This is a genomic window from Micromonospora sp. ALFpr18c (assembly GCF_008868155.1).
Taxonomy (GTDB): domain Bacteria; phylum Actinomycetota; class Actinomycetes; order Mycobacteriales; family Micromonosporaceae; genus Micromonospora.
The window spans coordinates 19,777-44,331 of record NZ_WBKR01000011.1; the positions used below are offsets into that span (position 1 = coordinate 19,777).

Sequence of the window (24,555 nt, forward strand, 5' to 3'; positions counted from 1 at the left end):
AATTCGTCACTGGCCTACGTCTGCTTGGACGTCAGGAGGCGACGGGCGTGCCGTTCGGACACGCCTGCGGCGTCCGCGATGTCCGCCAGGCTTGCGCCCGGACGTTCCGCCCGCAGTCGAGCGACCAGGTCCACTGTTCGCTCGCCTTGCTCGCTGTCACGCGTCCGCGGTAGCGCCGCGGATCTGAACTTCCTGTTGTTGCCCGTGGTGTGCTGGGTTGCGTTGAGCGGCGATGGGACCTTCGGTGCCAGCACCGAGACTGGAGCGTCTGAGCGAGGTTGCTCCGCGCCACCCCGTGGCTCGCGCTTCACCATGTGTGGCGGGGGCAGATCAATGGCGGGGCGCGCCCGCGACAACATCTCGACCACGAGGAGCAGCGCTACCGCCGGCCACGCTGCGACGATCCGCGCACCCAGGGTCGGATGGGCGGCGGCGATGTTCGCCGCGACGCTGGCGGCCACGCCAGCCACGAAAGCGACCCGGGCTGACCAGCGGACAGGTCGCCCCTCTCGCTTGTCCTCGACCATGGCCGTAGAGGCGACGATAAGCATGCCGTCGACGGAGATCGGCAGAACGAGTGCGACCTCGGGTCGCTCGCCAAATCTGAGGGCGACATCGACCATGTGGCTCCAGGAGGACCATGCGGCGATGGACGCGACGGCCGCGGTGCTGATGTTGCGGGCCAGCCGGGTTGGTGTCATCGGTCTACCTCCGGCCGGATCCGCCCCCGTATGGTCCGGACCTCGACGGGATCGACGGCGGGACGTCCGCCGATGTCCAAGCGGGTCTGGACCTCGGCCCACCGCTCCCAGCGGTGGACCACCTCGCCGGGGTCCAGCCCGGTCGCCTCGGCGATGTCCGCCAAGCCGGCTCCGCGTCGCAGCGCCCGGTGGACGATGATCGGCTGCCATCGACTCCACCACGAGAGCACGGCGGCGGCGAGCGCCAACTCCGTCAAAGCCTCTGTCCGGGACGACCTGGACGGCTGTCCCAGCGCGTGGTCGTGGAGTTCGATCAGCACTTGGAACGGGTTGATCTTCTCGGCCTCGGAAAACCGGACCACTGGCCCGGCGTCGAGAGTGTGGTCGTCGGTCATCGACTCCTCCCGTCGGGGAGGAGTACGTTCAGGATCGAGATCGTCTGTACGAACGTCTCGTACGCGACGGCCTCGGTGGTGAGCGGATCGGTCAACGTGTCATGAAGATGGGCGAGGATCTCGATCACCAGGCGGGAGTGGACCGCCCGCGCCGCTGGTGCCGCCAATCCCTCATATAGGAATTCTCGGACAAGGTCGGTATCGGCCAGCCGCTCGATCGGCGACGGCCTGAAGTCCCGCGTCATTGGGCTGACCTGCCCAAACGCAGCGGCAGGGGGTTGCCGGCGATGGTCGCCGGTTGGTTCGCATGGTGGTACCTCCGGCCCACTCGAGACAGATATCCAAACGGAGGGGTGCAAGGCTGCGGAAGCGCAGGCACTGGGGATGTCGTGGCCGCGGCGTGGACCCTGCCGGCCACCCGGCAGCTCCGGCGTCGTGTCCAGTGCGCGACGAACACAGCGAGGGTGCCCGGCCCCGGATCTAGCCTGATCCGGTGATGTCGACGGCAGGTACGGGCGTGCGCGTCAGGCTGCTCGGGCCGGTGGAGGTGGTCGTCACCGACACCCCGCAGGCGGTGAACGGCCTGCGCCGCAAGGCGGTGCTGGCGACGTTGGCGCTGCACGTGGGCCGGGTCGTGAGCGTCGACCAGCTCGTCGACGTGGTCTGGGGTGAACATCCACCGGCCACCGCCGCAAACACGCTGCAACGCCACATCTCGCACCTGCGCGCGTTGCTCGGCGAGCCCGGATCGATCGTGGCGCGCCAGCCCGGTTACGTGCTCGACACCGGGCCGGTATCCACCGACGTCCAGGCCGCCGAGCACCTCCTCGACCTGGCCCGGCGCACGGCGGATCGGACCGAGCGGGTGGCCCACCTGACGGCGGCGGTGGCACTGTGGCGTGGACCGCCGCTGGCCGACGTGGCCGGGTCCGCCTGGCTGGAGGAACAGGCGGACCACCTGGCACGCCTGCGGTTGGAGGCTGAACGGGCGCTCGCCGAGGCCCGGTTGTCCGTCGGCGAGCACGCCCGGCTCGTCCCCGGATTGGAACGGCTCGTCCGGCAGCAACCCTTCGACGAGCATCTGCACGCGCAACTGATGCTCGCCCTGTACCGCGACGGCCGACAGGGCGAAGCGGTCGCCACCTACCGGCGGCTGCGTGACGCCCTCCGTGACAACCTCGGCATCGACCCGAGCCCACGGCTGCGGGACCTGCAGAGCGCCATCCTGCGTCAGGACACCGCGATCGACGCGCCCACCCCGGCCACGGCGGCACGGGTGGTGGTGGCACAGTTGCCTCCCGCCGTACCGACGTTCACCGGACGCGACGCGGAGCTGGCCGCCCTCGACGCGCTCGTGGACCGGGGCGGCGCCGTGGTGGTGTCGGGCACCGCGGGCGTCGGCAAGACCGCGCTCGCCGTGCACTGGGCGCACCGCGCGGCCGGCCGTTTTCCCGATGGGCAGCTCTACGTCAACCTGCGCGGCTTCGACCCGGCGGCCACCCCGACCGAACCGGCGCGAGCGCTGCACGGATTCCTGGAGGCGCTCGGTGTGCCGGCGGCACGGATGCCGAGCGACGAGGACCTGATGGTGAGCCTGTACCGCACGACGGTGGCGGGCAAGCGCCTCCTGGTGGTGCTGGACAACGCGCGCGACGCGGAACAGGTCCGGCCGCTGCTGCCCGGTTCACCCGACTGCCTCGCCATCGTCACCAGCCGCGACCAGCTCATCCCGCTGGTCGTCACCGAGAGCGCCCAACCGGTGATCCTCGATCTGCTGAGCCGCGGCGAGGCCCGCGACATGCTGGTCCGCCGGCTCGGGGCCCGGCAGGTCGCCGCCGAGCCCGCCGCGGCCGACGACATCGCCGACCGGTGTGCGCGGCTGCCCATCGCCCTGGCCATCGTCGCGGCCAGAGCCGCCACCAACCGGCACCTCCCGCTGGCGGCGGTCGCCGGTGAGCTGGGCAACCTGGACGCCTTCCACGGCGGCGACGAAGCCACCGACGTACGGGCGGTCTTCTCCTGGTCGTGCCGGACGCTCAGCCCACCCGCGCTGCGGCTGTTCCGGTTGCTGAGCCTGCATCCCGGCCCGGACGTCTCCACCCCGGCCGTGGCCAGCCTGGCCGGCGTCCCGCCGCAGACGATCGGCCCCCTGCTCACCGAGCTGACCCGGGCGAACCTCCTCACCGAGCACGCGTACGGGCGCCACGCGTTCCACGACCTGCTGCGGGCGTACGCCGGCACCCTCGCCGACGAGGCGGAGTCACCGGCCGACCGCCGCGACGCCATCCACCGGCTGCTCGATCACTGCCTGCACACCGCGCACGCCGCCGACCTCGCACTGCACCCGCACTTCAGCGAGATCAGCCTCTCGCCATCACGGGCGGGTGTGACGCCGGAGCACCCCAGGAGCCGGTCGGCCGCCACGGCGTGGTTCACCGCCGAGATCCCCGTCCTGCTCGCCGCGGTACCGCTCGCGGCGCGGTCCGGGTTCGAGGGCCACGCCTGGCGGCTCGCCTGGACGATGGGCGGCTTCCTGCACCGGCAGGGGCACTGGCAGGACTGGCTCGGCACGCAACGCATCGCTCTCGCCGCCGCGTCCCGCATCGGGGATCGGGCCGGGCAGGGCCACGCCCACCGCAGCCTCGGTCTCGCCTGCTCCCGGCTCCGCCGCCACGACGAGGCCGACGACCACCTGCGGCGCGCGCTCGACCTGTTCACCGACGTCGGCGACGACGCCGGGCGGGCACACACCTGCCTCAACCGCGGTCAGTTGGCCGAGCGTCAGGGGCGGTACCACGAGGCACTCGAGCATTCCCGGCGGGCGCTGGCCCTGTTTCAGCGGACCGGCAACCGGGCCGGGCAGGGGTACACCCTCAACGCGGTCGGTTGGCAGGAAGCGCTGCTCGGCAACTACCACCGTGCCCTCGAGTCGTGCGGCGAGGCGCTGACGATGCTCCAGGAGGTGGACGACGTGCAGGGGCAGGCCGACACCTGGGACAGCCTCGGCCACGCCCATCACCAGCTCGGCGACGACCGGCGGGCGATCGCCTGCTACGAGCACGCGCTCGAACTCTTCACCCAGGTCAACGACCGCTACGCCGAGGCCAGCACGTACGTCAATCTCGGCGGCAGCCACCGGGCCCTCGCCGACCTCGGCGCCACCCGCGCGGCGTGGCGTCGTGCCCTGAGCATCCTCGACGACCTCGGCGACGCCGACGCCGACTCGATCCGCGCCGACCTCGCACAGCTCGACGCCACCAGGCTGCGCTGACGCTCCCCGCTTTCAGCGCGGTTTCCGGGCCGCTTCAGCGCACCCCGGCACTCTTCGGGCACCAGGTTCCTTCGAGGAATGGAGCGTTCGATGAGTCGCTTGGCACGCCGCCTCGCGGTGATCGGGGTGGTCAGCGGGACGGTGCTGGCCATGTCCTCCGCCGCCGTGGCCCAGACCGACGAACCGCCGACCAGAGGCACCGACTGTGTCGTCCAGTACGTCGACGACCGTGGTGAGGTCGTCCGCACCGGGACCGAGCCCGAGGGGCGGATGTACGGCCAGTTCCGTTGCGTCGGCGGGCAGTGGAGGTTTGCCTGGGAGCCGTTCGGGGCGGACGACCTGATCGCGGCCGACGCGATCCGGATCGATCCGTCGGGCGCCGTCTCGGTGCGCCGATTCACCGGCCCCGCTCTCGGCAACGACCTCACGCTGGGCGAGATCGCCGCCATCGCCCGGGCCGTCACCGGCAGCCCGGCGGTGACGATCGACCGCGCGATCGTGGCGGTCGACGACGGCAAGGAGCGGACCCCGGAGCAGGTCGAGGCACTGCTGGCCGGCAAGGACGACACCGGCGTACGCGTGCTGGACATCATCGAGAAGCCGAATGCCGCCATGTCGACGAAGGACGTCATCGACGAGGCCGGTGGGCTGCCCGAGACGACGGTCGTCTACTTCAGTCTCTGGGGCGCGATCAAGTCGGTGTTCGCCTGGATCGTGGACACGATCAGCGACGTCGGTGAATGGATCGACGACCACTGCGACTGGGGGTCCCCGAACATCGTGGGCGACATCGTCACGTGCCGCTGGTAGCCCGTCCGACCCCGCCGACACCCGATCATCGAAATGAGGACAGCATGACAGCTCTGCGGGACATCACCAGGCGCGTCACCATCGTCACCGCGGCACTGATCGTCGGGCTGACCGCTTCGTACGCGCCGTCCCAGGCCGCCGAGGATCAGGCCCGGACGACGATCACCGACCAGCCCGGCGCTCCGGGGATCATGCTCCACCAGTTCGAGGACCTGACCGGCCGGCCCGTCGGCGATCTGGACACGGTGCTGGCGGTCGACACCGGTGGCCGGAACCTCACCGTCGACCAGCTCGACGCGCTCGTCGCCGGCAGAGAGGTCGACGGCGTCACGGTCCTGGGCGCGATGTCCGGCGGCCGGGACATCCTCGACACGACCATGGCCGACCTCGCCGACGGCGTGTACGACGGCAGGGGTGACACCCCGACGTCCTCCCTGCTCTTCGCCTCGTCCACGCCGGACGGCCGGGAGTGGTGCCTGACCATGTGCATGGCCTCGGGCAAGTCCTTCTGGGAATGCGTCCTGTCGCGTCGCGGCGACCAGACTCTCACCCTGGACCTCGGCGGCGGCACCACGCTAGGCGGGATGAAGGCGGCCTTCGAGAAGGCCAACAACGCCGCCGCCGAGGGGCCGTACGCGGTGGAGACGTTGACCGGTGACGGCGAGCCCTCGGCGGAGGAGATGGAGACGCTCCTCGACGGCGGGGAGGTCGACTCGCTGCGCCGGGTGGCGACAGTGGAGGGACCGGACCCCGAATGGGCGCTGGGCGACGTCGCCGAAAAGTCGGGCGTCCCCTATCTGAAGACGAGGATCCACATCTTCACCCTCGGGCTTCCCATCCTCGGGAAGATCGTCGTGGTCTGCGTCTCGCACAACGACGGAAAGACCTGGAAGTGCGCGGCCAAGCCGTGGGGCGGGTTCTAGCCGGTAGGCCGACGATCCCGCTCCGCGTCGATCTTCCCGGCCGGCGCGGAGCGGGATGCGCCCTCACACATCGGCGAGCTGCGCCGGGTCGAGCCGGGAGAGGCGGGCCGCGTCCTGGCCCGGCGGCAGCCCGAACAGCCGCCGGTATTCGCGACTGAACTGCGACGCGCTCTCGTAGCCGACCGCGAAGCCGACGGCCGCCACGTCACCGGGCTCGGCCAGCAGCCGGGCCCGCGCCTGCTGTAGGCGAACCACCTTCTGGAACTGGATCGGCGTCATCGTCGTGACCGCCCGGAAGTGGCGGTGTAGCGAGGTCACGCTCATTCCGGCGACGCGCGCCACGTCCTCGACACGGAACAGGTCGGCGTGGTGCTCGCGGATCCAGCGGATCGCACGCTCGATCTGCACGACGTTGCCGTCGGCCAGCCCGATCTGCCGGACGGTGCCGCGTTGCTCGCCGGTCAGCAACCGCCAGACCAGCTCGCGTTCCAGCCCCGCCCACAGCACACGCTGGTCGTCGGGACGGTCGAGCAGGCGCAGCAGCCGCACCACCGCGTCGAGCAGCTCGCCGCTCAGGGCGAACCTGGACGCGGTGGACGTGCGGTTGTCCCCGGAGCAGACGGCACGACTCGACGAGGTGTCGGCACCGACGCTGAACTTCCCGGCCGACAACAACCGCTACCTCGCGCCGAGGCTCGCCTTCGCGGGCGCGACGGTCGACGGCCGGCCGAGCCCGGTGTCGTTCGGACTAGACAACGCCACCCGGTACTGAGCGCGCCCCGAGGGTCCACGCGGGCCGGGGGTAGCGCAGGCTGTACCGCAGGACGGCAGCAGGCGGGATCGTCCCTGTATCGGACTTCTTGCACCGTTGACGGTGTCCAGCCCGATGCCGATCCGAGGAGCGACAATGCCCCTGAACGTGAGCGATTCCGCCCGCCGCCGCCGGACCTGGAGGGTGGCGGCCGGCGCGTTGGCCGTCGTCGTCGCCACCGTGACCGCCCCCTCCGCGTCCGCCGCCGACGCGACCAGCCGGCATGTCGCCCCGCGGGACGCCGTCCAGCGGCGACTGGACCGTCTGGTCAGCGAGGACGGCTTCCCCGGCGCGCTCGCCTCCGTTCGGGGGACCAACGGGCGGGTCCGCGACTACACCGCCGGCCCGGTTCCCCGGAACGGCCAGGTCCGCATCGGCAGCAACACCAAGACCTTCACCGCGGTGGTCGTCCTGCAATTGGTGGGCGAGGGCCGCATCGACCTGGACGCCACTGTCGAGCACTACCTGCCCGGCGTCGTGCGTGACAACGGCAACGACGGCAGGAAGATCACGGTACGACAGCTCCTGCAGCAGACGAGCGGCCTGCCCGACTACGACGACGTGCTGTTCACCGAGCCGCAGGATCTCGTCGACAAGACCCACTCGTACTACCAGCCGCGCCGCCTGGTGGACGCCGCACTCACGACTGCCCCGCACTTCGCGCCCGGGGCGAAGTGGGAGTACAGCAACACCAACTACATCCTCGCCGGGCTCATCGTCGAGCAGGTCACCGAACGCCCGATCGGAGAGGAGATCACCAGCCGCATCATCACACCGCTCGGACTGCGCGACACCTACTGGCCGGGCGTCGGGGAACAGCGCCTGCGGGGCACCCATCCGCGCGGCCACGTCCGGGTGGCTCCGGACGCCCCGTGGGTGGACGTCACCGACATGGACCCGTCCCTGGGCTGGTCCGCCGGCCAACTGGTCTCGACCCCGGACGAACTGCGGACCTTCTTCGAGGCGCTCGTGGGCGGCAGGCTGCTCAAGCCGGCGCAGCAGGCGGCCATGATGGCGACCGTGCCCGCGCCCGGCTTCGAACCGACCGGCGAGTACGCGTACGGGCTGGGCATCGCCCGGCACGCGTTGCCCTGCGGCGGCGACGCTTGGGGTCACGGCGGCGACATCCAGGGCTTCGAGACCCGCAACCTCGCCACCCGGGACGGCCGGAGCGCCGTCGTGGCCGTGACCGGCCTACCGACCAGCGAGCAGATGCTGAGCGAGGTGAACAAGAGCGTCGACACGGCGCTGTGCGGCACCGACCAGTAAACCTGGCCGAGCGTTGGCTCGGGGAGCTGACCAACAAGAGAGCGCAAGGTGCCCGCTCAAGCAGTGACATCCGGCGACTGGATCGAGGACTGGAGACGACGACCCTCGGCCCCAACCTGAACCAAGGGCCGCGACCAGATCCTCGAATCCGTCGCCCACTACGTACCGTGCATCAACGACTCACCGCGCCAGCGGCTAATGGTTGATGTAGGCAGACGTGAGCACGTTGTCGTAGGAGCCGATGCGGTGATTGCCGTAACCATCGAAGATCACGTTGTCAGTTTCATTTAGGTTGACTCTCTGGTGCGGCCACACAAATACATATTTCCGAGCCGTAAGACGGGCGGTCGGGGCAGCCCGTGAGGGGTGGTGCATTCTCCGGCCATTCGAGCCAGCTCACGGATGCCCGGCTAGGCGGTTACCGCCCGGGTGGCTGAATTCCCGCCAGGGCGAGGGTCAGCAGCCGCTCCGCCTTGGCCGCGTCGGCCGGCTGCGCGGCGAGCGAGATCGCGTTGGCGAGGGTCAGCACGTCCGTCATCGTGACGTCCGAGCGTACGGAGCCCTGGTCCGTGGCTCGGCGCAGCAGCTTCTCGCCTGCCGCGGTGAGCGTCGCGCCGCAGGTCCCGTCCTCCTCGGGTGGCGCGTTCAGCAGCGTCACCGCCAGGCCGCGGGTCGTCGTGGCGTACGCGGTGACCTCGTGCAACCAGGTGGTGAACGCGGCGAGCGCGTCCGGTTCGGCCAGTAGGTCGTCGGCGCGGGCGGCCAGGTTGCGGACGCAGGTGCGGAAGACGGCCTGGAGCAGGGACCAGCGGGACGGGAAGTGTCGGTGCAGGGTCGCCGAACCCACGCCGGCGGATCGGGCGATCTCCTCCAGCGACGCGTAGGCGCCCTCGCGGGCGATCGCCGCGGAGGCCGCCGTGACGATGAGGTCGTAGTTGCGTTGTGCGTCCGCTCTCATGGCCCGCCGTTGCCAAAGTGGGGTGGTCCCCCATATCGTAGCCGACGAGAAGTGGGGGGAGGCCCCACTTGTTGTCGGAGGCGAACATGGTTGTCCTTGTCATCGGTGCGACGGGCAAGCAGGGCGGGGCGACGGCCCGCGCGCTGCTCGATCGTGGGGTCGCGATCCGTGCCCTGGTCCGCGATCCCGACGCCGACAACGCCCAGGCTCTGCTCAAGCGGGGCGCCGAGCTGGTCACGGGTGACCTGGACGATGCGGCGTCGCTGCTCGCCGCGGCCGAGGGGATGGACGGCGTCTTCTCCATCCCGTACCCCGACGTGACGAACATGCAGGGCGACGCCGAGTTGACCCGCGGCCGCAACGTGGTCGAGGCCGCACGCCGGGCCGGTGTGTCGCACGTGGTGCACAGCAGTGTCTCCGGTGCCGGTGACTTCCACCGCAGCCAGCCGGGCTGGGCCGAAGGGCGCTGGGACCGGCACTACTGGGAGAGCAAGGCATCCATCGACGAGATGGTGCGCACCGGCGGCTTCGCGCACTGGACCGTGCTGTTGCCCTCGACCTTCATGGAGAACCTCGTCGGCTGGTCCTACCTCTTCGGCGACTGGTCCAGCGGCACCATCATCACCGGCTTCGCCGCCGACACGCGGCTGCCCTGGATCGCCGTCGACGACATCGGCGAAGCCGCGGCGATCGCGTTCACCGACCCGGAAAGGTTCGGCGGCCTCGACGTCGAACTCGCCGGCGACCTGCTCACCATCACCGAGGTCGCGGCGATCCTCACCGAGGTCACCGGCCGGGAGATCGCCGCGCCCGTGCTCACCCCGCAGGAGGCGGTCGAGCGCGGCCTGCTCCCGGCCATGGTCAACGCGGTCGAGCGGATCAACGAGAACGGCAGCCCGGCCCGTCCGGAGAACGCCCGGTCGCTCGGCCTGCCCACCACCGACTTCCGTACCTGGGCACGGCGCACCTTCTCCTGACCTCACGGCTCACGACATCGTCGTGAGCCTCTCCGACCGGGTCGCGATGATGCGGTGGCGGCGTACCGGGTACGGGATCGGGTGCGAGATGCTCCAGGCGGCGCCCTTGCACACGATCTCCTTGTAGCGGGCCGCCAGCCGGCCCGTGAGCAGGGACGGCCTGGCCCGGTCGTCGGCGGTGACGTACTGGATGATGCCGTCGCGGCGGCCGAGGCTGATGCACTGGTTGAAGTAGCGCAACGGCGCCTTCGGGATCTTCTTCCGGCCGGTGAGGCGCGCGGCGATCGCGTCGGCGGCCTGCCAGGCCATCGGGGTGCCCGAGGCGCAGGACATGCGCAGCGGCTTGCCACCCGGCCCGTCGGCCAGTCCGGCGTCGCCCACCGCGTACACCTCGGGGTGGGAGACGGAGCGCATCGTGGCGTCGACGATGATCTGGCCGGTCGCCGCGACCGCGAGGGTCGTGGCGGCGGCGATGGGGTGGACGGCGAAGCCGGCCGTCCACACCGTCACGTCCGCCGGGAGCACCCGGCCGTCGGCGGTGACCGCACCGGTCGCCTCGACGCGGGCGATGTCGGTGTGCTCGTGGACGGTGATGCCGAGCCGGTCGCAGACACCGCGCAGGTGCTGCTGTGCCTTGTCGTTGAGCCAGTCGCCCAGGCCACCGTTGGCGGCGATCGAGACGTGGAGGTCCGGCCGGGCCTCCGCGATCTCGGTGACCGCCTCGATGCCGGTCAGGCCCCCGCCGACGACGAGGACGGTCCCACCGGCCGCGAGCCGGGCGAGGCGGTCGCGCAACCGCAGCGCCGACGGCCGGCCGGCGACGTGGTACGCGTGCTCGGCGACACCGGGCACGCCGTGGTCCGCGGCGGCGCTGCCCAGGGCGTAGACCAACGTGTCGTACGCGATCTCGTCGGCGCCGTGCCCGTCGGTCAGCGCGACGGTGCTGCGGTCGGCGTCGACGGCGGTGACCCACGCCTGTCGAACCTCGACGCCGGTGCCCGCGTAGACATCGCTCAGCGCCCGATGCTTGAGGTCCTGCCCGGCGGCGAGTTGGTGCATGCGAACCCGCTCGACGAAGTCGGCCTCCGCGTTGACCACGGTGATCTCGGTGTCGTCGGGGTGCAGCCGCTTGGCGAGGCGTCCGGCCGCGATGGCTCCGGCGTAGCCGGCCCCGAGGACGACGATGCGGTGCTTCATGGTGGCACTCCTGTCTCGGTGGGTGGTCGCTTCCTGAACCGGACAGCGACGCGATCCCTGACAGGGGGCGGCTATGACCTGGGTCACCAGACGTGGAGCAGCGGCTCCCCGTGCTCGGACGCGGCCCACTGGCGGGTGGCGCGTTCGAGCTTGTCGGGGTTGACCTGGGTGTGGATGGCCGCGACGCCGTCGGACGTCACCTCCAGCGACATGACGCCGACGACCCGGTCGTCGATCACGACCACCACCGCCGGGCCGCCGTTGACGATCGCGGAGTAGAGGGCGGGGCTGCCGCCCACCAGGTCCCGCTTGACGCCGCTGGGCTTGAACAGGCCGCGCAGGAACTTCGCCACCGCCAGCGCACCGGAGATCGGCGTGGTCCGGGCCGGGATCTTGCCGCCGCCGTCGCCGACGCTCGTCACGCCGTCGGTCAGCAGCTCGATCAGCCGCTGCGTCTCGCCACTGTTGGCCGCCGCGAGGAACTCCGCGACGATCTTGCGGGTGGCGGCCTCGTCGACCTCGGCGCGGGCCCGGTCGGTGGCGACGTGCCGCCTGGCCCGCCGGTAGATCTGCTGGCAGTTCGACTCGGTGAGGCCGAGGATCTCGGCGATCTCGCCGTGCGCGTAACCGAAGGCCTCGCGCAGCACGTACACCACACGCTCGTTGGCGGACAGCCGCTCCATGAGGGTGAGCACCGCCATCGAGACCGACTCCCGCTGCTCGACCGTGTCGACCGGGCCGAGCATCCGGTCCCCGGCGAGGACCGGCTCCGGCAGCCAGGTGCCCACATAGGTCACCCGCCGGGCCCGTGCCGAGGTGAGCTGGTTGAGGCACAGGTTGGTGAGCACCCTCGTCAGCCACGCCTCGGGCGTCTCGACGTGTTCCCGGTCGGCGGCCTGGCAGCGCAGGAACGTGTCCTGCACCGCGTCCTCCGCGTCGCTCGCCGAGCCCAGCAAGCGGTAGGCGATCGCCTCCAGGCGGCCCCTGGAGCGCTCGAACACCTCGACGTCGTCCGGAGTCAGCGGCATGGCTCGACAGTATCCACGGATGTCCCGCCGTCTGTCGGCGAGTGGACATGGCGCAACGTGGCCAGCAGGCCTTGACCTCGCCGTAATGCGTTCTCTGCAGCCTTGGTGCACCCGTTTCCTACCGCACAGGAGTCGCGTTGCTCGTCAATTCGTTACTGGCCGTGCTGACGGCCGCCACCATGGCCACACCGCTGCCCGTCCCACCGGCCGCCGCGGCCGCGCCGGCCGCCGGGTCGCCGTCGCGTACGGTCACGCTCATCACCGGCGACCAGGTCAGCGTGACCGGCACGGCGGTGACCCGCGTGCAGGCCACCGCAGGGGTACGCGTCAGCACCTTCCGCGGCGAGACGTACGCCTACCCGGACGCCGCGCTGCCGTACGTCGCGTCCGGTCTGCTCGACGCCGACCTGTTCAACGTGACCCGGCTGATCGCCGACGGCTACGACGACGCGCACGCCGACCGCCTGCCGCTGATAGTCGAGTACGCGGCGGGCGCCCGGGCGCTTCCGAAGAGCGCCGCCGAGGTACGTCCGCTGGAGAGCATCGGCGGCGCGGCGATCACGGTGGCGCGCTCCCGGGAGTTCTGGTCCACGATCGCCGCCCCGGGCACGTCGATGCGGGGTGGTGTCTCGCGGATCTGGCTGGACGGCAAGGTGCGCGCCGCGCTGGCGGACAGCACCGCGCAGATCGGTGCCCCGAAGGTGTGGGCCGGCGGGGACACCGGCGTGGGCGTGGACGTCGCGGTGCTCGACACCGGCGTCGACCGGGAACACCCGGACCTGGCCGGCCGGATCGAGGAGGCGACCAGCTTCGTTCCCGGCGAGGAGGTGACCGACCGGCACGGGCACGGCACCCACGTGGCGTCCACGATCGCCGGTACGGGCGCGGCGTCGGGCGGTGCCGAACGTGGTGTGGCGCCGGGCGCCGACCTGCACATCGGAAAGGTGCTCAACGACCAGGGCGAGGGCCAGGATTCCTGGATCATCAGCGGCATGGAGTGGGCGGCCCGTACCGCAGGGGCACGGGTGGTCAACATGAGCCTGGGCGGCCCTCCGACCGACGGAACCGACCCGCTCAGCGCCGCGGTCGACCGGCTCAGCGCCGAGACCGGAACGCTGTTCGTGATCGCGGCCGGCAACAGCGGGCCGGACCTGGTGACCGTCGGCGCGCCTGGTGCGGCCGCGTCGGCGCTGACCGTCGGCGCGGTCGACGCGCAGGACCGCCTCGCGGTCTTCTCCAGCCGTGGCCCGCGCCACGGCGACAACGCGCCGAAGCCCGACATCACCGGGCCGGGCGTCGACATCCTGGCCGCCAGGTCCCAGTACGCGGCCGCGGGCGAGGGCGCGTACCAGACGATGAGCGGTACCTCGATGGCCACGCCGCACGTGGCCGGCGCGGCCGCCCTGCTCGCCGCGACCCACCCGGACTGGACCGGCGCGCGCCTCAAGGACGCGCTGATGAGCACCAGCAAGGCGACGCCGCGGCATCCGCTGGAATGGGCCGGAAGCGGTCGCGTGGACGTGGACGCCGCCGTGCACGCCACGGTGTTCGCCACCGGCACCACCTTCGCCGGGCTGCGCTGGCCGTACTCGCCGGGGCAGCAGGCCGAGCAGACGATCACGTACACGAACACGGGCGACCGGGCGGTGACGCTCGACCTGGCGGTCACCGGACCGGCGTTCACGCTGCCGCAGCAGCGGGTGACCGTGCCGGCGCGGGGAACCGCCACGGCGACGGTGCTCGCACCGCTCGACCCGATGCCGGACGGCACGTACGCGATCGGGTCGGTGAGCGCCACCGGCGCGGACGGCGTCTCCCTGCGCACCGTCGTGGGTCTCAACCGGGAAGCCAAGCACGCGAACCTCACGGTGACCGGCAAGGGTCCGGACGGCAAGCCGCTGAGCGGCGTCCTGATCATGAAGGACGTGCTGAACGACACCGTCCCGAGGGTCTTCGAGGTCGACGCCGGCGGAACGCTGACGGTGCGCCTCCCCGCGAGCACGTGGGCGATGTGGATGTACGCCGACGTGCCGGGCGCCAATGGACCGCACTCGTTGGGCCGCGCCGTGCTGGCCGCGCCCGAGGTCGTCCTCGACAGCGACCGTGAGGTGCTCCTGGACGGCCGCACGCTCGTCCAGGCCCGCGCGGTGACCCCGTCGCGGAGCAGCCTCGCGCAGCTGCGGGTCGACCTGTTCCGCTCGCACCCCGGCAGGTACCCGTTCGGCGACGACTACGTCCTGGGCCCGCAGTACGACAGCATCTGGGCGACGCCGACCGGGCGCAAGGTCACCCAGGGCGCCTTCACGTTCGGCACCCGCTGGAGTTCCACCGAGCCGATGCTGTCGCTCACCGCGGCCGGTGAACGCTTCGACGATCTGCTCTCGCAGTCCGGCTCGTCGAGACTCCCCGAGGGCGTCTACCGGCAGGGCGCGGTGCTGATCCCGCCCGGCGGGTCGTTCGCACCGGCCCGCGGCAAGGTGGCCGTCGTCCGGTACGTCGACGTGCCGACCGCGATCGCGCAGGCGGACGCCGCCCACCGGGCCGGCGCGACGATGCTCCTCATCGTCAACACCGGTCCGGGCCGACTGGACGCCTGGTGGGAGGTGGGCGACCCGAGTACGCCGCTGCCGGTCGCCGCCATCGCCCGCGACCCGGGGGAGCGCCTGCTGACCCTGCTCGGACGGTCGACGGTCACCGTGGAGTCGCATCCGGAGCCGCGCTACGTCTACGACCTCAACCGGTGGCACTCCGGCGCGATCCCCGCCGACCTCACCTGGCGGCCGCGCGAACGCGACCTGGCCCGCGTGGAGCAGGACTTCCGCAGCCGCAGCGCGGGTGCCGGTTACCTCACCCGCAGCGACGCCCACCCCGACCGGCCCGGCTCATCCCTCGTCGGGCCGATCGTGCCCATCCCGGTGCAGGGCCGGCGCACCGACTGGGTGTCCAGTGGGGAGTGGCGTGAGCAGGCCGGCGCACCCGAGATGATGATCCTGTCGGACGCGCACTCGTACCCGACCGGCCACACCACGACCACCTCCTGGTTCGCGCCGATCGGTCGGCCCCGGCTCTTCGACGACGGCCCGTTCCCGGCCCCGGCGCGGATCGGTGAACTCGTCGGCGTCTTCGGCATCCCCGCCTTCGGTGACGGCGACCCCCACCACCAGGGCATCCTGGCCGGGGGTGCGACCCAGACCATCGCGCTCCACGACGGCGGCACCGAACTCGGCAGGGCCGACGGGGACATCCTGATCGCCGAGGTCGGTACGGCGGCGAAGTCCCTGCGGATGGTCGTGCAGACCTCCCACGACGGCAGCGTGACGCCGTACAGCACCCGCACGGACACCGAGTGGGCCTTCCACTCCCCGGCACCGGACCTGGAGCACGTGGAGTCCGTTCCGTTCGACCTGGTGCAACTCGACTACCAGGTGGCGACCAGCCGGTCCGGTGTGGCGTCGCGGCATGCCCGGCTCGGGGTCACCGCGAGCCGGATCGACGGCAGGCCGCTGGGCTCGGCGACCCGCGTCGAGGTGTCCTACGACGACGGTCGCACGTGGCGGAAGCTCGACCGCTCCGGCACGCTCGACGCCCCGAGGTCGGCCCGGTTCGTCAGCGTCCGGGCGACCGCCACCGACGCCGCGAAGCACGGCTCCGTCACCCAGACGGTGATCCGCGCGTTCGGCGTCCGCTGAGATGGTCCCGGCCCGGCCCTCCGGCCGGGCCGGGACCAACCGCGGCCGTCCGGGCCGCCGACCCGGTCCGCAGTCCGCCCTATTGATGGGCAAGTCGGCAGCACTGTCGCGAACCGGACAAGACGGTAAAGCCCCTGGTGGAGCACTGTTGGGGCAGGGGAAGAGGCGGACGGATGTCGGGCTACATCCCATTCCTCCGGCCCGACGCGGACAGCATCGTCCGCGCCGGTGCCTCCCCGCCCACCCCGCCCACCGCTACGGGCGCCCGCAGCGGTGTATCGCCCACCGGGACAAGGACGTCATTCACCGCCGGCAGTCAGGCGCCGCTTTCGCGCCCGCCGGTCTTTCGCCACCGAGGACTCCGCGTGGAGTCGGTGTCGCTTCCGTACGCCCGACCCACGGCGGGACCCGAACAGAGAGGGTCCGACATGGCCAGTCCCATCGCGACCGCAGCTCTCAACGCACCCGCGTACGAACCGGGTGAGCAGATGCTGCTGACGATCACCTACTCCGACGCCGACACCAAACCGTTGACCATCACCCTCGTGGTCGCCGACGCGCAGGGCAACAGCAGCGCGCCGGTCAAGGTCACCGCAATCATCGACCCGCTCACCGTGACCGTCAGCGACGACTCCGGGCGTACCTGGAACCGGGTCTCCGACAACGGCGCCGTCGCCGTCTACCGGGCGGTGGCGTGATGCCCCGCGTCACCGTCCAGGTCCGTGACGTCGCCGGACACACCGCGACCGCCACCGCCGACTACGAGCTGCGTCAGTCGGTGCTCGGCGGCTACTACCTCTCCGGGGGTGCCGACCCGAGCGCCGACATGGCCGGCGGGAACTTCCGCTCGCTCACCCAGTACCGCAGCTTCGCAGACGGATACATCTTCCCCGGCTACAACCGGCCGTGGCTGATCAACCTGGGCAAGGCCGGCGTGCAGATGAACATGGTCCTGGAGTTGAAGCACTACGGCGCTCCGAGCGGGCCGCAGACCTTCACCGTGGACGGCACCAGCTACACGGTGCCGGCGCCGTCGATGACCATCCAGCAGCGCCCCGGCACCACCTGGCCGAAGGCGTACGGATACAACCAGGTCGTCGACGGTCAGTGTGACGGGCTGTTCGCCCGTGCCCTGTCGCAGTACCGGACGCTCGGCTTCGGGGTGAACATCCAGATCGCCTCCGAGCTGGACACCGACCACGAGTTCGGCACCACCGAGGCCGGCAAGGCGTACACCTGGGAAGGGTCCGACTGGCGGGCGGTGCAGGCCATCAACTACATCCTCACCTGGTTCAAGGCCCGGACGTTGCCCGCCGGGACCACCTTCTCGGTCGGAGTCGGCGGCTTCGACCGGGCCTGTTTCCAGCGCACCCACCCGGAGTCGCTGATGTCGCGCCTGGACTTCCTCCAGTGGAACGTCTACGCCACCGACGCGAGCCACACGGCGTTGGGCCGCTTCCGGCGTACGAAGGACTGGGCGGTGGCCGACCTCGGCCCGGTGGCGCTGTCCCGTCGGGTGATCATCGCCGAGTGGGGGGTGCGCTCGGCTGAGATCCCGAACCAGTCGGGCTGGATCGCCACCGTCCCGGCGGCCATCGCGCAGCTCAACGCCGAGCGTGGGCCACGGATCACCCAGACCAACTACTTCAACTCCGGGTGGGGCACTCTCTCGCCCAAGGAGGCCGGGCTGGCCGCGTTGCACAGCGCGTACGGCACCCGACCGTTCATCTGAGGGATCCCGGCGGCCCCGGGTCACCGGGGCCGCCGGGCCGCGGGCTCACACCCCGCCGAGCCGTTCGGTGTACGTGTCGCGCAGCTCGCAGGGTGAGCCGGCACAGCCGATCCGCGACCTATGCTCGGGATCATGGAACTGCGGATCTTCACCGAACCCCAGCAGGGCGCCAGCTACGACCAGTTGCTCGCGGTGGCCCGGTGCGCCGAGGACGCCGGGTACGGAGCGTTCTTCCGCTCCGACCACTACCTCAGGATGGGCGACGCCAGCGGCGAACCCGGCCCCACCGACGCCTGGACCACGCTGGCCGGCCTGGCCCGCGACACCAGCCGGATCCGGCTCGGCACGCTGATGACCGCCGCCACCTTCCGGCTGCCCGGCCCTCTCGCGATCACCGTGGCGCAGGTCGACCAGATGAGCGGCGGCCGGGTCGAGCTGGGCATCGGCACCGGCTGGTACGCCGACGAGCACACCGCGTACGGCATCCCGTTCCCGGCGCTGGGTGAGCGGTTCGACCGCCTGGAGGAGCAGCTCGCCGTCATCACCGGTCTCTGGTCCACGCCGGCGGGGGAGCGGTTCACCTACGACGGCCGGTACTACCCGATCGTCGACTCGCCGGCCCTGCCCAAGCCGGTGCAGCAGCCCCGCCCGCCGATCCTGCTCGGCGGGATGGGTCCGAGGCGCACCCCTCGGCTGGCCGCCCGCTACGCCGACGAGTTCAACCTGCCGTTCGCGTCCGTGCCGGACACGGTCGCGCAGTTCGACCGGGTCCGCGCCGCGTGCACCGAGGTCGGGCGCGACCCGGCCGAGATGACCTGGTCCAACGCGCTGGTGCTCTGCTGCGGGCGCGACGACGCCGAGGTGGCCCGCCGGGCTGCCGCCATCGGGCGCGAACCGGACGAGCTGCGCGCCAACGGCCTCGCCGGTACGCCCGCCGAGGTGCTCGACACCGTCGGCCGGTACGCGCAGGCCGGCAGCCAGCGCATCTACCTCCAGGTGCTGGACCTGTCCGACCTGGAGCACCTTGAGCTGGTGGCCAGCGAGGTGATGGCGAAGCTCTGAGACGGACCGGCCGGTCAGGCGCCCCGGTGGGCGCCGACCGCGCCCGGGTCGCCCAGCCCGGTGTCGAGCCGGCCGTCGCGGTCACTGTCCACGTAGGTGATGTCCGGGACCCCGTCGCCGTCCACGTCGATCTGGACGATGTCGGCGACGCCGTCGCCGTCGAGATCGGTGACCACCTCCACCGAACCGTCCAGATGCCGGGTCACGATGGACTGTGCCCCGGCGGCGCGCGGCGGCGGCCCGGGCGACGGTGCCGGCGTCGGCGCCGGGGCGGGCGCCGGTGTGGGGCGGGGGCCGGGCGTGGGCGACGGATGGCTCGCCTCGGCCGGCGGCGCGCTGGCCTGCTCGATCCCGCTGCCGGTCGGGTCCAGCTCCTCCTCGCAGGGGAAGACGTCGCCCCGTGGGGCCGGATCGCGGTAGCTGCTCATGGGCGTAGGGTTCCCCGACGATGGCGAGAACAACCGTGCCCGATCGTCCGGTGTCCGTGGCGCCCGGTCTGTCGGAGGATGCGGGGACCGACGCCACGGTCATGAACGGGGGTCCGAGCGTGGAACTGCGCCGGAGTCGGGGCGCCCTGGTGCTCGCCCTGGTCTGCGTACTCGGTGGGGTGGTTCTGCTGGCCCTGCCCCGCGACGGGGCGCTGCTACGGACGATCATCGCGGTCGGTGCCATCGCCCTCGGTGTCGTCGCGCTGGTCAGCGCGTTGCGGCCGTTCCGGTTCGGGATCGGCGCGGACGGGCTCACCATCCGCCGGCCCGGCCTGCGCCGGTCGATCCGGTGGGCCGAGGTCGACGCCGTGGTCCTCGACGAGCCGCCCCGGCGCGACGGCCGTCCGGAGCCGCCCCGGCTGCTGCTGGTGCCCGCGCCGGACGTGCCGCTCGAGCCGGTGACCGCCCGCCATCCGATCGACGGCCGGCCCGCCATCGAGTTGCTCGTCCTCGACCAGGTCCGCGAGCAACCCGAGCAGGTGTCGGCCGCGCTCACCCGCTACGCCGGCGACCGTTTCGTGGATCTGCCCGCGTTGCGCCGCGCCGCCTTCGCCGACCCGGACCTCCCCACCGGCCTGCGCGGCTACCGGATGGACCAGGTCGACCGGTTGATCCGGCGCGGCCAGGACGCCCTGGTGTCCGGCGACGCGCAGACCCGGCAGGCGGCGCGCGGCGAGATCGAACGCCTCCGCGCCGCCGGCCTGCCGGTCGCCCAGCGGGGGTACGGCACGCTGGCGACCGAGGCCGCTCTGGACGCCCTCGTCGCCGCGTTGGCCGACCACCAGTCCACCGATCGGGAGACCGCCACATGATCGCGCAAGACCGAAGCGGCCAGCCGGCCGTGGACGTGCCACGCCGCAACTGGGCCGGCAACGTGCGCTACTCCGCGCGGGCGTTCCACCGGCCCACGTCCACCGACGAGCTGCGCCGGCTCGTCGCCGGCAGCGACCGGATCCGGGCGGTCGGCACCGGGCACTCCTTCAACCGCTTCGGCGACACCGACGGCGACCTCGTCACCCTGGCCGGTCTGCCCCCGCGGATCGAGGTGGACCCGGAGCGCGGGCGGGTCACCGTCGCCGGCGCGCTGCGCTACGGCGACGTTGCCCGACACCTGCACACCCAGGGGTACGCGCTGGCGAACCTCGCCTCGCTGCCGCACATCTCGGTGGCCGGCGCGGTGGCCACCGCCACCCACGGCTCCGGCCAGACCCACGGCAACCTGGCGACCTCCGTCGCCGCGCTGGAGCTGGTCACCGCCGACGGCGAGTTGCTCCGGGTGGACCGCGACACCGACGGGGACACGTTCGCCGGCATGGTGGTCGGGCTCGGCGCGCTCGGCCTGGTCACCCGGGTCACCCTGGACGTGGTGCCGACCTTCGAGCTGCGCCAGTACGTCCGCCTCGACCTGGCCCGCGAGGCGCTGGACGAGGCGCTCGGCTCGGCGTACAGCGTGAGTGTCTTCACCGACTGGCGTACGCCGCGACTGCGGGAGGTGTGGCGCAAGCAGGTGGTGGACCAGCCGCCGCCGGAGGCGGACTGGTTGGGCACCACGGCCGCGAACGAGCCCCGGCACCCGGTGCTCGGGATGCCGGCGGAGAACTGCACCCCGCAGCTCGGCGCGCCGGGCCCGTGGCACGAACGACTGCCGCACTTCAAGCTCGGCTTCACCCCGAGCAGCGGCGACGAGCTCCAGTCCGAGTACCACCTGCCCCGCTCGGCGGCGATCGAGGCGCTGGCCGCGTTGGACGACGTGGCGCACCTGATCGCCGAGGTGTTGCAGGTGTGTGAGCTGCGGACGGTCGCGGCGGACGAGCTGTGGCTCAGCCCGAACCACCGGCGGGACAGCTTCGTCGTGCACTTCACCTGGATCGACGACGCCACCGCGGTGCTGCCGGTCCTGGCCGCCGTCGAGGAGCGCCTGGCACCGTTCGCGCCCCGCCCGCACTGGGGCAAGGTCTTCGTCACCGACCCGGCGGAGCTGGCCGCCCGCTACCCGAGGTACGACGACGCCACGGCCCTGCTGACCCACCTGGATCCGACCGGAAAGTTCCGCACCGACCTGCTGGACCGCTACTTCCCGCGCTGACCGGCCGGGGTGCGCAGGGTGCCGCGCTGGACGGCGCGGCTGATGTCGCTGGGGGAGACGATGCCGGCCAGACGGCCGTCGTCGTCCACCACGAGGGCGCGGCCGTCGGCGCACTCGCTGAGCCGGGGGAGCAGGTCGTTCAGCTCCTCCCCGAGCTGGGCGAGGACCAGTTGGTCGGCCCGGCACGCCACCTCGGCCAGGCTGGTCGACGCCCGCCGGTCGGCCGGTACGCCCCGCACCCGGTCCAGGGTGACCAGGCCGGTCGGCCGGCCCTCCTCGGTCAGGGGCAGTGCCGAATGCCGGTACGCGAACAGGTAGTGGTCGACGAAGTCGGCCACCGTCATCTCCGCCGACGCGGTCTGCGGCTGCGGCGTCATCACCTCGCCGACCCGGATGCCCCGCAACGCGCTGCCGGTGCGGGCCTGCCGCTCCTCCATCCCGGCGGCGCCGATCAGGAACCAGCCGATCAGCGCCAGCCAGAGCCCACCGAACCCGACCCCGGACAGGAACTGCCACAGCCCGAGGCCGATCAGCAGCACCCCCAGCACCCAACCGGCGCGGGCCGCGACCACGGACGCACGAGTCCGGTCACCGGTGGCCTTCCAGACGGCGGCGCGCAGCAACCGACCGCCGTCCAGCGGCGCGGCCGGCAGTACGTTGAAGACGGCCAGCAGCACGTTGATGCCGGCCAGCCACGCCACCGCCCCGAAGAGCAGCCCGCCGGGCCCGACCAGCGCCAACAGCACCGCGATGGCACCGAAGAACGCCCCGATCAGCAGACTGACCAGCGGGCCGACGCCGGCGATCCGCAGCTCCGCGCCCGGGTCGCGCGGCTCGCCCCGCAGCTCGGCCACCCCGCCGAACAACCACAGCGTGATGCCGTCGACCTCCAGCCCGTTGCGCTTCGCCACCACCGCGTGCGACACCTCGTGGGCGAGCAGACCGACGAAGAAGACCACCGCCGCGGCCAGGCCCGCGAGGGCGTACGCCACCGGTGACCGATCGGGGTACGAGCGGGGGAACTGGTTGGCGGCCAGCCCCCACGCGATCAGCGCGAAGATGACCAGAACGCTCCAGTTGACCCCGATCGGCACACCCGCGATCCGGCCAAGCCGGAAACTCGCCCTCATCCCCGGCTCTTACCCCTCGTTAGCCTGCCCATGCCAGTCGACGAGGCGGCGTCTTGGTGGATGTGATCGGTTGGCCGTGCCGAGCGAACATCTGCGCAAGTTCCGTCCGACCGCGCTCCACCACCCTTAGCAGCGGCCCGGGTTTGACGGTGTCCGGCAACGGCGTGTCGGTCGTCAGGTCTCGAACGGAGATAGGGCGGCACAACCACCGGTGCAGCGCCCGTCGATCGACGGCAGCCTTCTCCCGGTCGCCTAACTTCCAGACATCCGTCTTGTACGGGGTGCTGTCGGTTCCCAGTGCGGCAAGCAGACCGGAATGGCGTACCAGACAGGGGTAACAGGTCCCGCAGTGGTAGTGCTCGGCACCCGGTCGGTCCCGAGGTGGGTGCCCACAGCTGATGGTGGCGTGGGTGAGGGTCGCCGGGGCCAGACCAGCGTCCAGGGCCTGCTGGCAAACCTCTCCCTTGGTCAGGTTCAGGTACGGGTTGACGACGGTCACCCCGCCACCGAGAGCGTCGATCAACGAGTTGAGCAGGTGCAGTGTCCCGGGATGTACAGATTTCGTGGAGCAGGCGGCTACCCGGGCCGGTGTGAGCGGGGGATTGACGGCGAGCTGCCCGTTCTCCGGTACGACCACCTGTGGCACCCCGTGGGCGGCAGCGAGGTAGATGGCGGTGGCGAGATAGAGCAGCCCGCGGGTACGCGCAGATTTTTCCAGCTTCCTGGTGAGACGGACCTGCTGCGACGCCTTGAGCTGCTCGATGTCGCGACAGGCCGAGCTCTCGATCGCGCGGAGAGTCTGGTCCTGCTGGCTGGCCCACTGGGGTTCGAAATAGGAGACGAGCAGGAGGGGGCCGGCCGCGACCTTGGCGCGCTCTGCTGCCCAGGCGGTGGAATCGAGCCCTCCGGAGAACAGGGCCACCTCTCCTACCTCGGGATAGGTGGTCCGGCGGCGCAATCGCGCAGCGACAGCTTGTCGGCCAGGTACACGGCTCGGGCGATCTGCAGCAGGTCCTGCGCCCAGTCCGGGCGGTCCTGGGGCACCTCGGCCAATGTCTGCAAACGCTGGTCGGCGTGCTCAAGCAGCGGCCATCCGATGGTCTCCCGCTTCCGATCGGTGGACACTCCGCCCCGGGCTGCGTAGTGATACGCGAAGCTTGCCCGGCTCACGCCGCCAGCTCCAGCCCGCTGTTGCCGAGCCCTAGGGCTTCAGTCACGGTGGTGGTCAGCAGGTCCTTGGCGACGTCGGCGAGCCGTGGTGGCTCGGGCCCACGGTCGACCGCTTCGGCGCAGGGGTTGGGCAGGACCCTGACGACCTGATCGGCAACGAAGCCAGCCACCACATCGGTCGGGTCGAGGATGACCAGCGCCGGCACGGCGATCTTGACGTTCTCCGCGATGAGAATGTGTACGAACTCGCCGACCACCTCACCGAAGAACGCCCGATACAACGCGCAGAACAGCTCGCCGGTGACCGGCTTTGGGCGGCCAGGATCGACGAGCGGTCCGTCCTGCGTCACGAGGTGTTCCGCGACGCGTCGCGCGGCCCGGCGGACGGCGGCGTCCACGATGAGTTGCCCATCGCCGGCGACCTGGCCGACGAACCGCCGGACGACCTCGTCGGCGTCATCCCCCGCGGCCAAGTCCCCCACCAGCGAAAGATCCGCTCGCCCGAGGTCATCGAGCAGCTCAATCAGCCGTCCGCCGGCCTGCTCGGCTGCCGCACGAATGCCGAACGCCTCCGGATCTGCGTTCAGGGCGTCTCGCAACGCTCGCTGGTACTGGGCCGCGATCGCCTCGGCGCGCTGTTGGTCATGCCGGAGTAGCTGGTCAGGACGGCTGGTGGCGTCAGGCGTCCAGGTGCGCAGGCGGCTTTTGGCGGCAGTCCAGCTGCCGTTCTTCGGACCTGATAGACGGGTCGAGGTGCCCATGGCGACCTCCCGGAGGGGTTGGGAAGGACGTCGAGCGAAGTCTATTGATACAGACGGTGTTTGGCTAGCTGCACTAAGTGCGCGGAGCGGTGGTCTC

At 71.6% G+C, this 24,555-nt stretch carries 24 protein-coding genes; 12 read left to right on the forward strand and 12 right to left on the reverse strand.

The annotated features are described in order from the left end of the window. Positions 1-14: 14 nt before the first annotated feature. Genes F8271_RS04285 through F8271_RS04295 form a run of 3 tightly spaced genes read right to left on the reverse strand, consistent with a single transcriptional unit; the run spans position 15 to position 1,341 of the window. A complete protein-coding gene (locus F8271_RS04285) occupies positions 15-701 on the reverse strand; it encodes a DUF2637 domain-containing protein (RefSeq protein ID WP_151488271.1) in 687 nt (228 codons plus the stop codon). Continuing rightward, the gene (locus tag F8271_RS04290; protein ID WP_151488274.1) at positions 698-1,096 is read right to left on the reverse strand and encodes a hypothetical protein; all 399 of its coding nucleotides are present in this window, start codon (positions 1,094-1,096) and stop codon (positions 698-700) included. Before F8271_RS04290 ends, F8271_RS04285 begins: the two co-directional genes overlap by 4 nt. Continuing rightward, positions 1,093-1,341 (reverse strand): hypothetical protein, encoded by a 249-nt coding sequence (locus F8271_RS04295; RefSeq protein WP_151488279.1) that lies wholly within the window; start codon positions 1,339-1,341, stop codon positions 1,093-1,095. Before F8271_RS04295 ends, F8271_RS04290 begins: the two co-directional genes overlap by 4 nt. Before the next feature lie 272 nt (positions 1,342-1,613). On the opposite strand from F8271_RS04295, the gene F8271_RS04300 reads away from it, so the two are divergent. From F8271_RS04300 to F8271_RS04310, 3 genes are all read left to right on the forward strand, one after another. Next, complete coding sequence (locus F8271_RS04300; RefSeq protein WP_225854154.1) at positions 1,614-4,367, forward strand: BTAD domain-containing putative transcriptional regulator; 2,754 nt, start codon at positions 1,614-1,616, stop codon at positions 4,365-4,367. 90 nt (positions 4,368-4,457) lie between these two features. Continuing rightward, positions 4,458-5,177, forward strand: coding sequence for a hypothetical protein (locus F8271_RS04305; protein ID WP_151488285.1), 720 nt, complete (start codon positions 4,458-4,460; stop codon positions 5,175-5,177). Between the two features lie 44 nt (positions 5,178-5,221). Beyond that, on the forward strand, positions 5,222-6,100 hold the full coding sequence (locus F8271_RS04310) for a hypothetical protein (RefSeq protein ID WP_151488294.1): 879 nt from the start codon (positions 5,222-5,224) through the stop codon (positions 6,098-6,100). 63 nt (positions 6,101-6,163) lie between these two features. Here F8271_RS04310 and F8271_RS04315 read toward each other — a convergent pair whose 3' ends face one another. Next, the gene (locus F8271_RS04315; protein WP_255473640.1) at positions 6,164-6,652 is read right to left on the reverse strand and encodes a helix-turn-helix domain-containing protein; all 489 of its coding nucleotides are present in this window, start codon (positions 6,650-6,652) and stop codon (positions 6,164-6,166) included. Between the two features lie 40 nt (positions 6,653-6,692). Between F8271_RS04315 and F8271_RS32175 the strand changes: the two genes are divergently transcribed. Further along, complete coding sequence (locus tag F8271_RS32175; RefSeq protein WP_192580136.1) at positions 6,693-6,872, forward strand: hypothetical protein; 180 nt, start codon at positions 6,693-6,695, stop codon at positions 6,870-6,872. A 135-nt stretch (positions 6,873-7,007) separates the two neighbouring features. Further along, positions 7,008-8,180: a serine hydrolase gene (locus F8271_RS04320; RefSeq protein WP_151488307.1), complete on the forward strand. Its 1,173-nt coding sequence runs from the start codon at positions 7,008-7,010 to the stop codon at positions 8,178-8,180. Between the two features lie 418 nt (positions 8,181-8,598). On the opposite strand, the gene F8271_RS04325 is transcribed toward F8271_RS04320, so the two are convergent. Continuing rightward, positions 8,599-9,138: a TetR/AcrR family transcriptional regulator gene (locus F8271_RS04325; protein ID WP_151488311.1), complete on the reverse strand. Its 540-nt coding sequence runs from the start codon at positions 9,136-9,138 to the stop codon at positions 8,599-8,601. An 86-nt stretch (positions 9,139-9,224) separates the two neighbouring features. Between F8271_RS04325 and F8271_RS04330 the strand changes: the two genes are divergently transcribed. Continuing rightward, complete coding sequence (locus F8271_RS04330; protein WP_151488318.1) at positions 9,225-10,115, forward strand: NmrA family NAD(P)-binding protein; 891 nt, start codon at positions 9,225-9,227, stop codon at positions 10,113-10,115. A gap of 9 nt (positions 10,116-10,124) precedes the next feature. Here the strand turns inward: F8271_RS04330 and F8271_RS04335 are convergent, their stop codons facing one another. Continuing rightward, positions 10,125-11,312: an NAD(P)/FAD-dependent oxidoreductase gene (locus F8271_RS04335; protein WP_151488327.1), complete on the reverse strand. Its 1,188-nt coding sequence runs from the start codon at positions 11,310-11,312 to the stop codon at positions 10,125-10,127. A gap of 83 nt (positions 11,313-11,395) precedes the next feature. Next, positions 11,396-12,340: an RNA polymerase sigma factor SigJ gene (gene sigJ / locus F8271_RS04340; protein ID WP_151488338.1), complete on the reverse strand. Its 945-nt coding sequence runs from the start codon at positions 12,338-12,340 to the stop codon at positions 11,396-11,398. 137 nt (positions 12,341-12,477) lie between these two features. On the opposite strand from sigJ, the gene F8271_RS04345 reads away from it, so the two are divergent. The 4 genes from F8271_RS04345 to F8271_RS04360 all read left to right on the forward strand — a co-directional run bounded on the left by F8271_RS04345 (position 12,478) and on the right by F8271_RS04360 (position 18,823). Next, on the forward strand, positions 12,478-16,029 hold the full coding sequence (locus tag F8271_RS04345; protein ID WP_225854156.1) for a S8 family serine peptidase: 3,552 nt from the start codon (positions 12,478-12,480) through the stop codon (positions 16,027-16,029). Positions 16,030-16,457: 428 nt separating this feature from the next. Further along, positions 16,458-16,727 (forward strand): hypothetical protein, encoded by a 270-nt coding sequence (locus F8271_RS04350; protein ID WP_151488339.1) that lies wholly within the window; start codon positions 16,458-16,460, stop codon positions 16,725-16,727. Further along, positions 16,727-17,761, forward strand: coding sequence for a hypothetical protein (locus tag F8271_RS04355; protein ID WP_151488340.1), 1,035 nt, complete (start codon positions 16,727-16,729; stop codon positions 17,759-17,761). The genes F8271_RS04350 and F8271_RS04355 overlap by 1 nt, the downstream gene beginning before the upstream one ends. A 132-nt stretch (positions 17,762-17,893) precedes the next feature. Then, positions 17,894-18,823 (forward strand): LLM class F420-dependent oxidoreductase, encoded by a 930-nt coding sequence (locus tag F8271_RS04360; protein ID WP_151488341.1) that lies wholly within the window; start codon positions 17,894-17,896, stop codon positions 18,821-18,823. Between the two features lie 14 nt (positions 18,824-18,837). Here F8271_RS04360 and F8271_RS04365 read toward each other — a convergent pair whose 3' ends face one another. Continuing rightward, complete coding sequence (locus tag F8271_RS04365; protein ID WP_151488342.1) at positions 18,838-19,251, reverse strand: hypothetical protein; 414 nt, start codon at positions 19,249-19,251, stop codon at positions 18,838-18,840. A gap of 101 nt (positions 19,252-19,352) precedes the next feature. Between F8271_RS04365 and F8271_RS04370 the strand changes: the two genes are divergently transcribed. After that, positions 19,353-20,123, forward strand: coding sequence for a hypothetical protein (locus F8271_RS04370; protein ID WP_151488343.1), 771 nt, complete (start codon positions 19,353-19,355; stop codon positions 20,121-20,123). After that, on the forward strand, positions 20,120-21,397 hold the full coding sequence (locus F8271_RS04375) for an FAD-binding protein (RefSeq protein WP_192580131.1): 1,278 nt from the start codon (positions 20,120-20,122) through the stop codon (positions 21,395-21,397). The genes F8271_RS04370 and F8271_RS04375 overlap by 4 nt, the downstream gene beginning before the upstream one ends. On the opposite strand, the gene F8271_RS04380 is transcribed toward F8271_RS04375, so the two are convergent. From F8271_RS04380 to F8271_RS04390, 4 genes are read right to left on the reverse strand one after another with little or no spacing between them, the layout of a single operon-like run. Further along, complete coding sequence (locus F8271_RS04380) at positions 21,382-22,527, reverse strand: site-2 protease family protein (protein WP_151488344.1); 1,146 nt, start codon at positions 22,525-22,527, stop codon at positions 21,382-21,384. The genes F8271_RS04375 and F8271_RS04380 overlap by 16 nt on opposite strands. 19 nt (positions 22,528-22,546) lie before the next feature. Further along, complete coding sequence (locus F8271_RS04385) at positions 22,547-23,449, reverse strand: 7-cyano-7-deazaguanine synthase (RefSeq protein ID WP_192580132.1); 903 nt, start codon at positions 23,447-23,449, stop codon at positions 22,547-22,549. Between the two features lie 5 nt (positions 23,450-23,454). Beyond that, positions 23,455-23,697 carry a hypothetical protein gene (locus F8271_RS32180; protein WP_192580133.1) on the reverse strand — a complete coding sequence of 81 codons (243 nt, stop codon included), beginning with the start codon at positions 23,695-23,697 and terminating at the stop codon, positions 23,455-23,457. Next, positions 23,694-24,458: a hypothetical protein gene (locus F8271_RS04390; protein WP_151488346.1), complete on the reverse strand. Its 765-nt coding sequence runs from the start codon at positions 24,456-24,458 to the stop codon at positions 23,694-23,696. Before F8271_RS04390 ends, F8271_RS32180 begins: the two co-directional genes overlap by 4 nt. Between the last annotated feature and the right edge of the window lie 97 nt (positions 24,459-24,555).

What these genes read in the sequence shown, in the direction of transcription:
- F8271_RS04390 (WP_151488346.1), bottom strand. Translation starts at nt 24,458, where the DNA reads ATGGGCACCTCGACCCGTCTATCAGGTCCGAAGAACGGCAGCTGGACT.
- F8271_RS04310 (WP_151488294.1), top strand. Translation starts at nt 5,222, where the DNA reads ATGACAGCTCTGCGGGACATCACCAGGCGCGTCACCATCGTCACCGCG.
- F8271_RS04370 (WP_151488343.1), top strand. Translation starts at nt 19,353, where the DNA reads ATGAACGGGGGTCCGAGCGTGGAACTGCGCCGGAGTCGGGGCGCCCTG.
- F8271_RS04380 (WP_151488344.1), bottom strand. Translation starts at nt 22,527, where the DNA reads ATGAGGGCGAGTTTCCGGCTTGGCCGGATCGCGGGTGTGCCGATCGGG.
- F8271_RS04285 (WP_151488271.1), bottom strand. Translation starts at nt 701, where the DNA reads ATGACACCAACCCGGCTGGCCCGCAACATCAGCACCGCGGCCGTCGCG.
- F8271_RS04360 (WP_151488341.1), top strand. Translation starts at nt 17,894, where the DNA reads ATGGAACTGCGGATCTTCACCGAACCCCAGCAGGGCGCCAGCTACGAC.
- F8271_RS04290 (WP_151488274.1), bottom strand. Translation starts at nt 1,096, where the DNA reads ATGACCGACGACCACACTCTCGACGCCGGGCCAGTGGTCCGGTTTTCC.
- F8271_RS04355 (WP_151488340.1), top strand. Translation starts at nt 16,727, where the DNA reads ATGCCCCGCGTCACCGTCCAGGTCCGTGACGTCGCCGGACACACCGCG.
- F8271_RS04320 (WP_151488307.1), top strand. Translation starts at nt 7,008, where the DNA reads ATGCCCCTGAACGTGAGCGATTCCGCCCGCCGCCGCCGGACCTGGAGG.
- F8271_RS04375 (WP_192580131.1), top strand. Translation starts at nt 20,120, where the DNA reads ATGATCGCGCAAGACCGAAGCGGCCAGCCGGCCGTGGACGTGCCACGC.
- F8271_RS04335 (WP_151488327.1), bottom strand. Translation starts at nt 11,312, where the DNA reads ATGAAGCACCGCATCGTCGTCCTCGGGGCCGGCTACGCCGGAGCCATC.
- F8271_RS04305 (WP_151488285.1), top strand. Translation starts at nt 4,458, where the DNA reads ATGAGTCGCTTGGCACGCCGCCTCGCGGTGATCGGGGTGGTCAGCGGG.
- F8271_RS04295 (WP_151488279.1), bottom strand. Translation starts at nt 1,341, where the DNA reads ATGACGCGGGACTTCAGGCCGTCGCCGATCGAGCGGCTGGCCGATACC.
- F8271_RS04350 (WP_151488339.1), top strand. Translation starts at nt 16,458, where the DNA reads ATGGCCAGTCCCATCGCGACCGCAGCTCTCAACGCACCCGCGTACGAA.
- F8271_RS04330 (WP_151488318.1), top strand. Translation starts at nt 9,225, where the DNA reads ATGGTTGTCCTTGTCATCGGTGCGACGGGCAAGCAGGGCGGGGCGACG.
- sigJ (WP_151488338.1), bottom strand. Translation starts at nt 12,340, where the DNA reads ATGCCGCTGACTCCGGACGACGTCGAGGTGTTCGAGCGCTCCAGGGGC.
- F8271_RS04365 (WP_151488342.1), bottom strand. Translation starts at nt 19,251, where the DNA reads ATGAGCAGCTACCGCGATCCGGCCCCACGGGGCGACGTCTTCCCCTGC.
- F8271_RS04325 (WP_151488311.1), bottom strand. Translation starts at nt 9,138, where the DNA reads ATGAGAGCGGACGCACAACGCAACTACGACCTCATCGTCACGGCGGCC.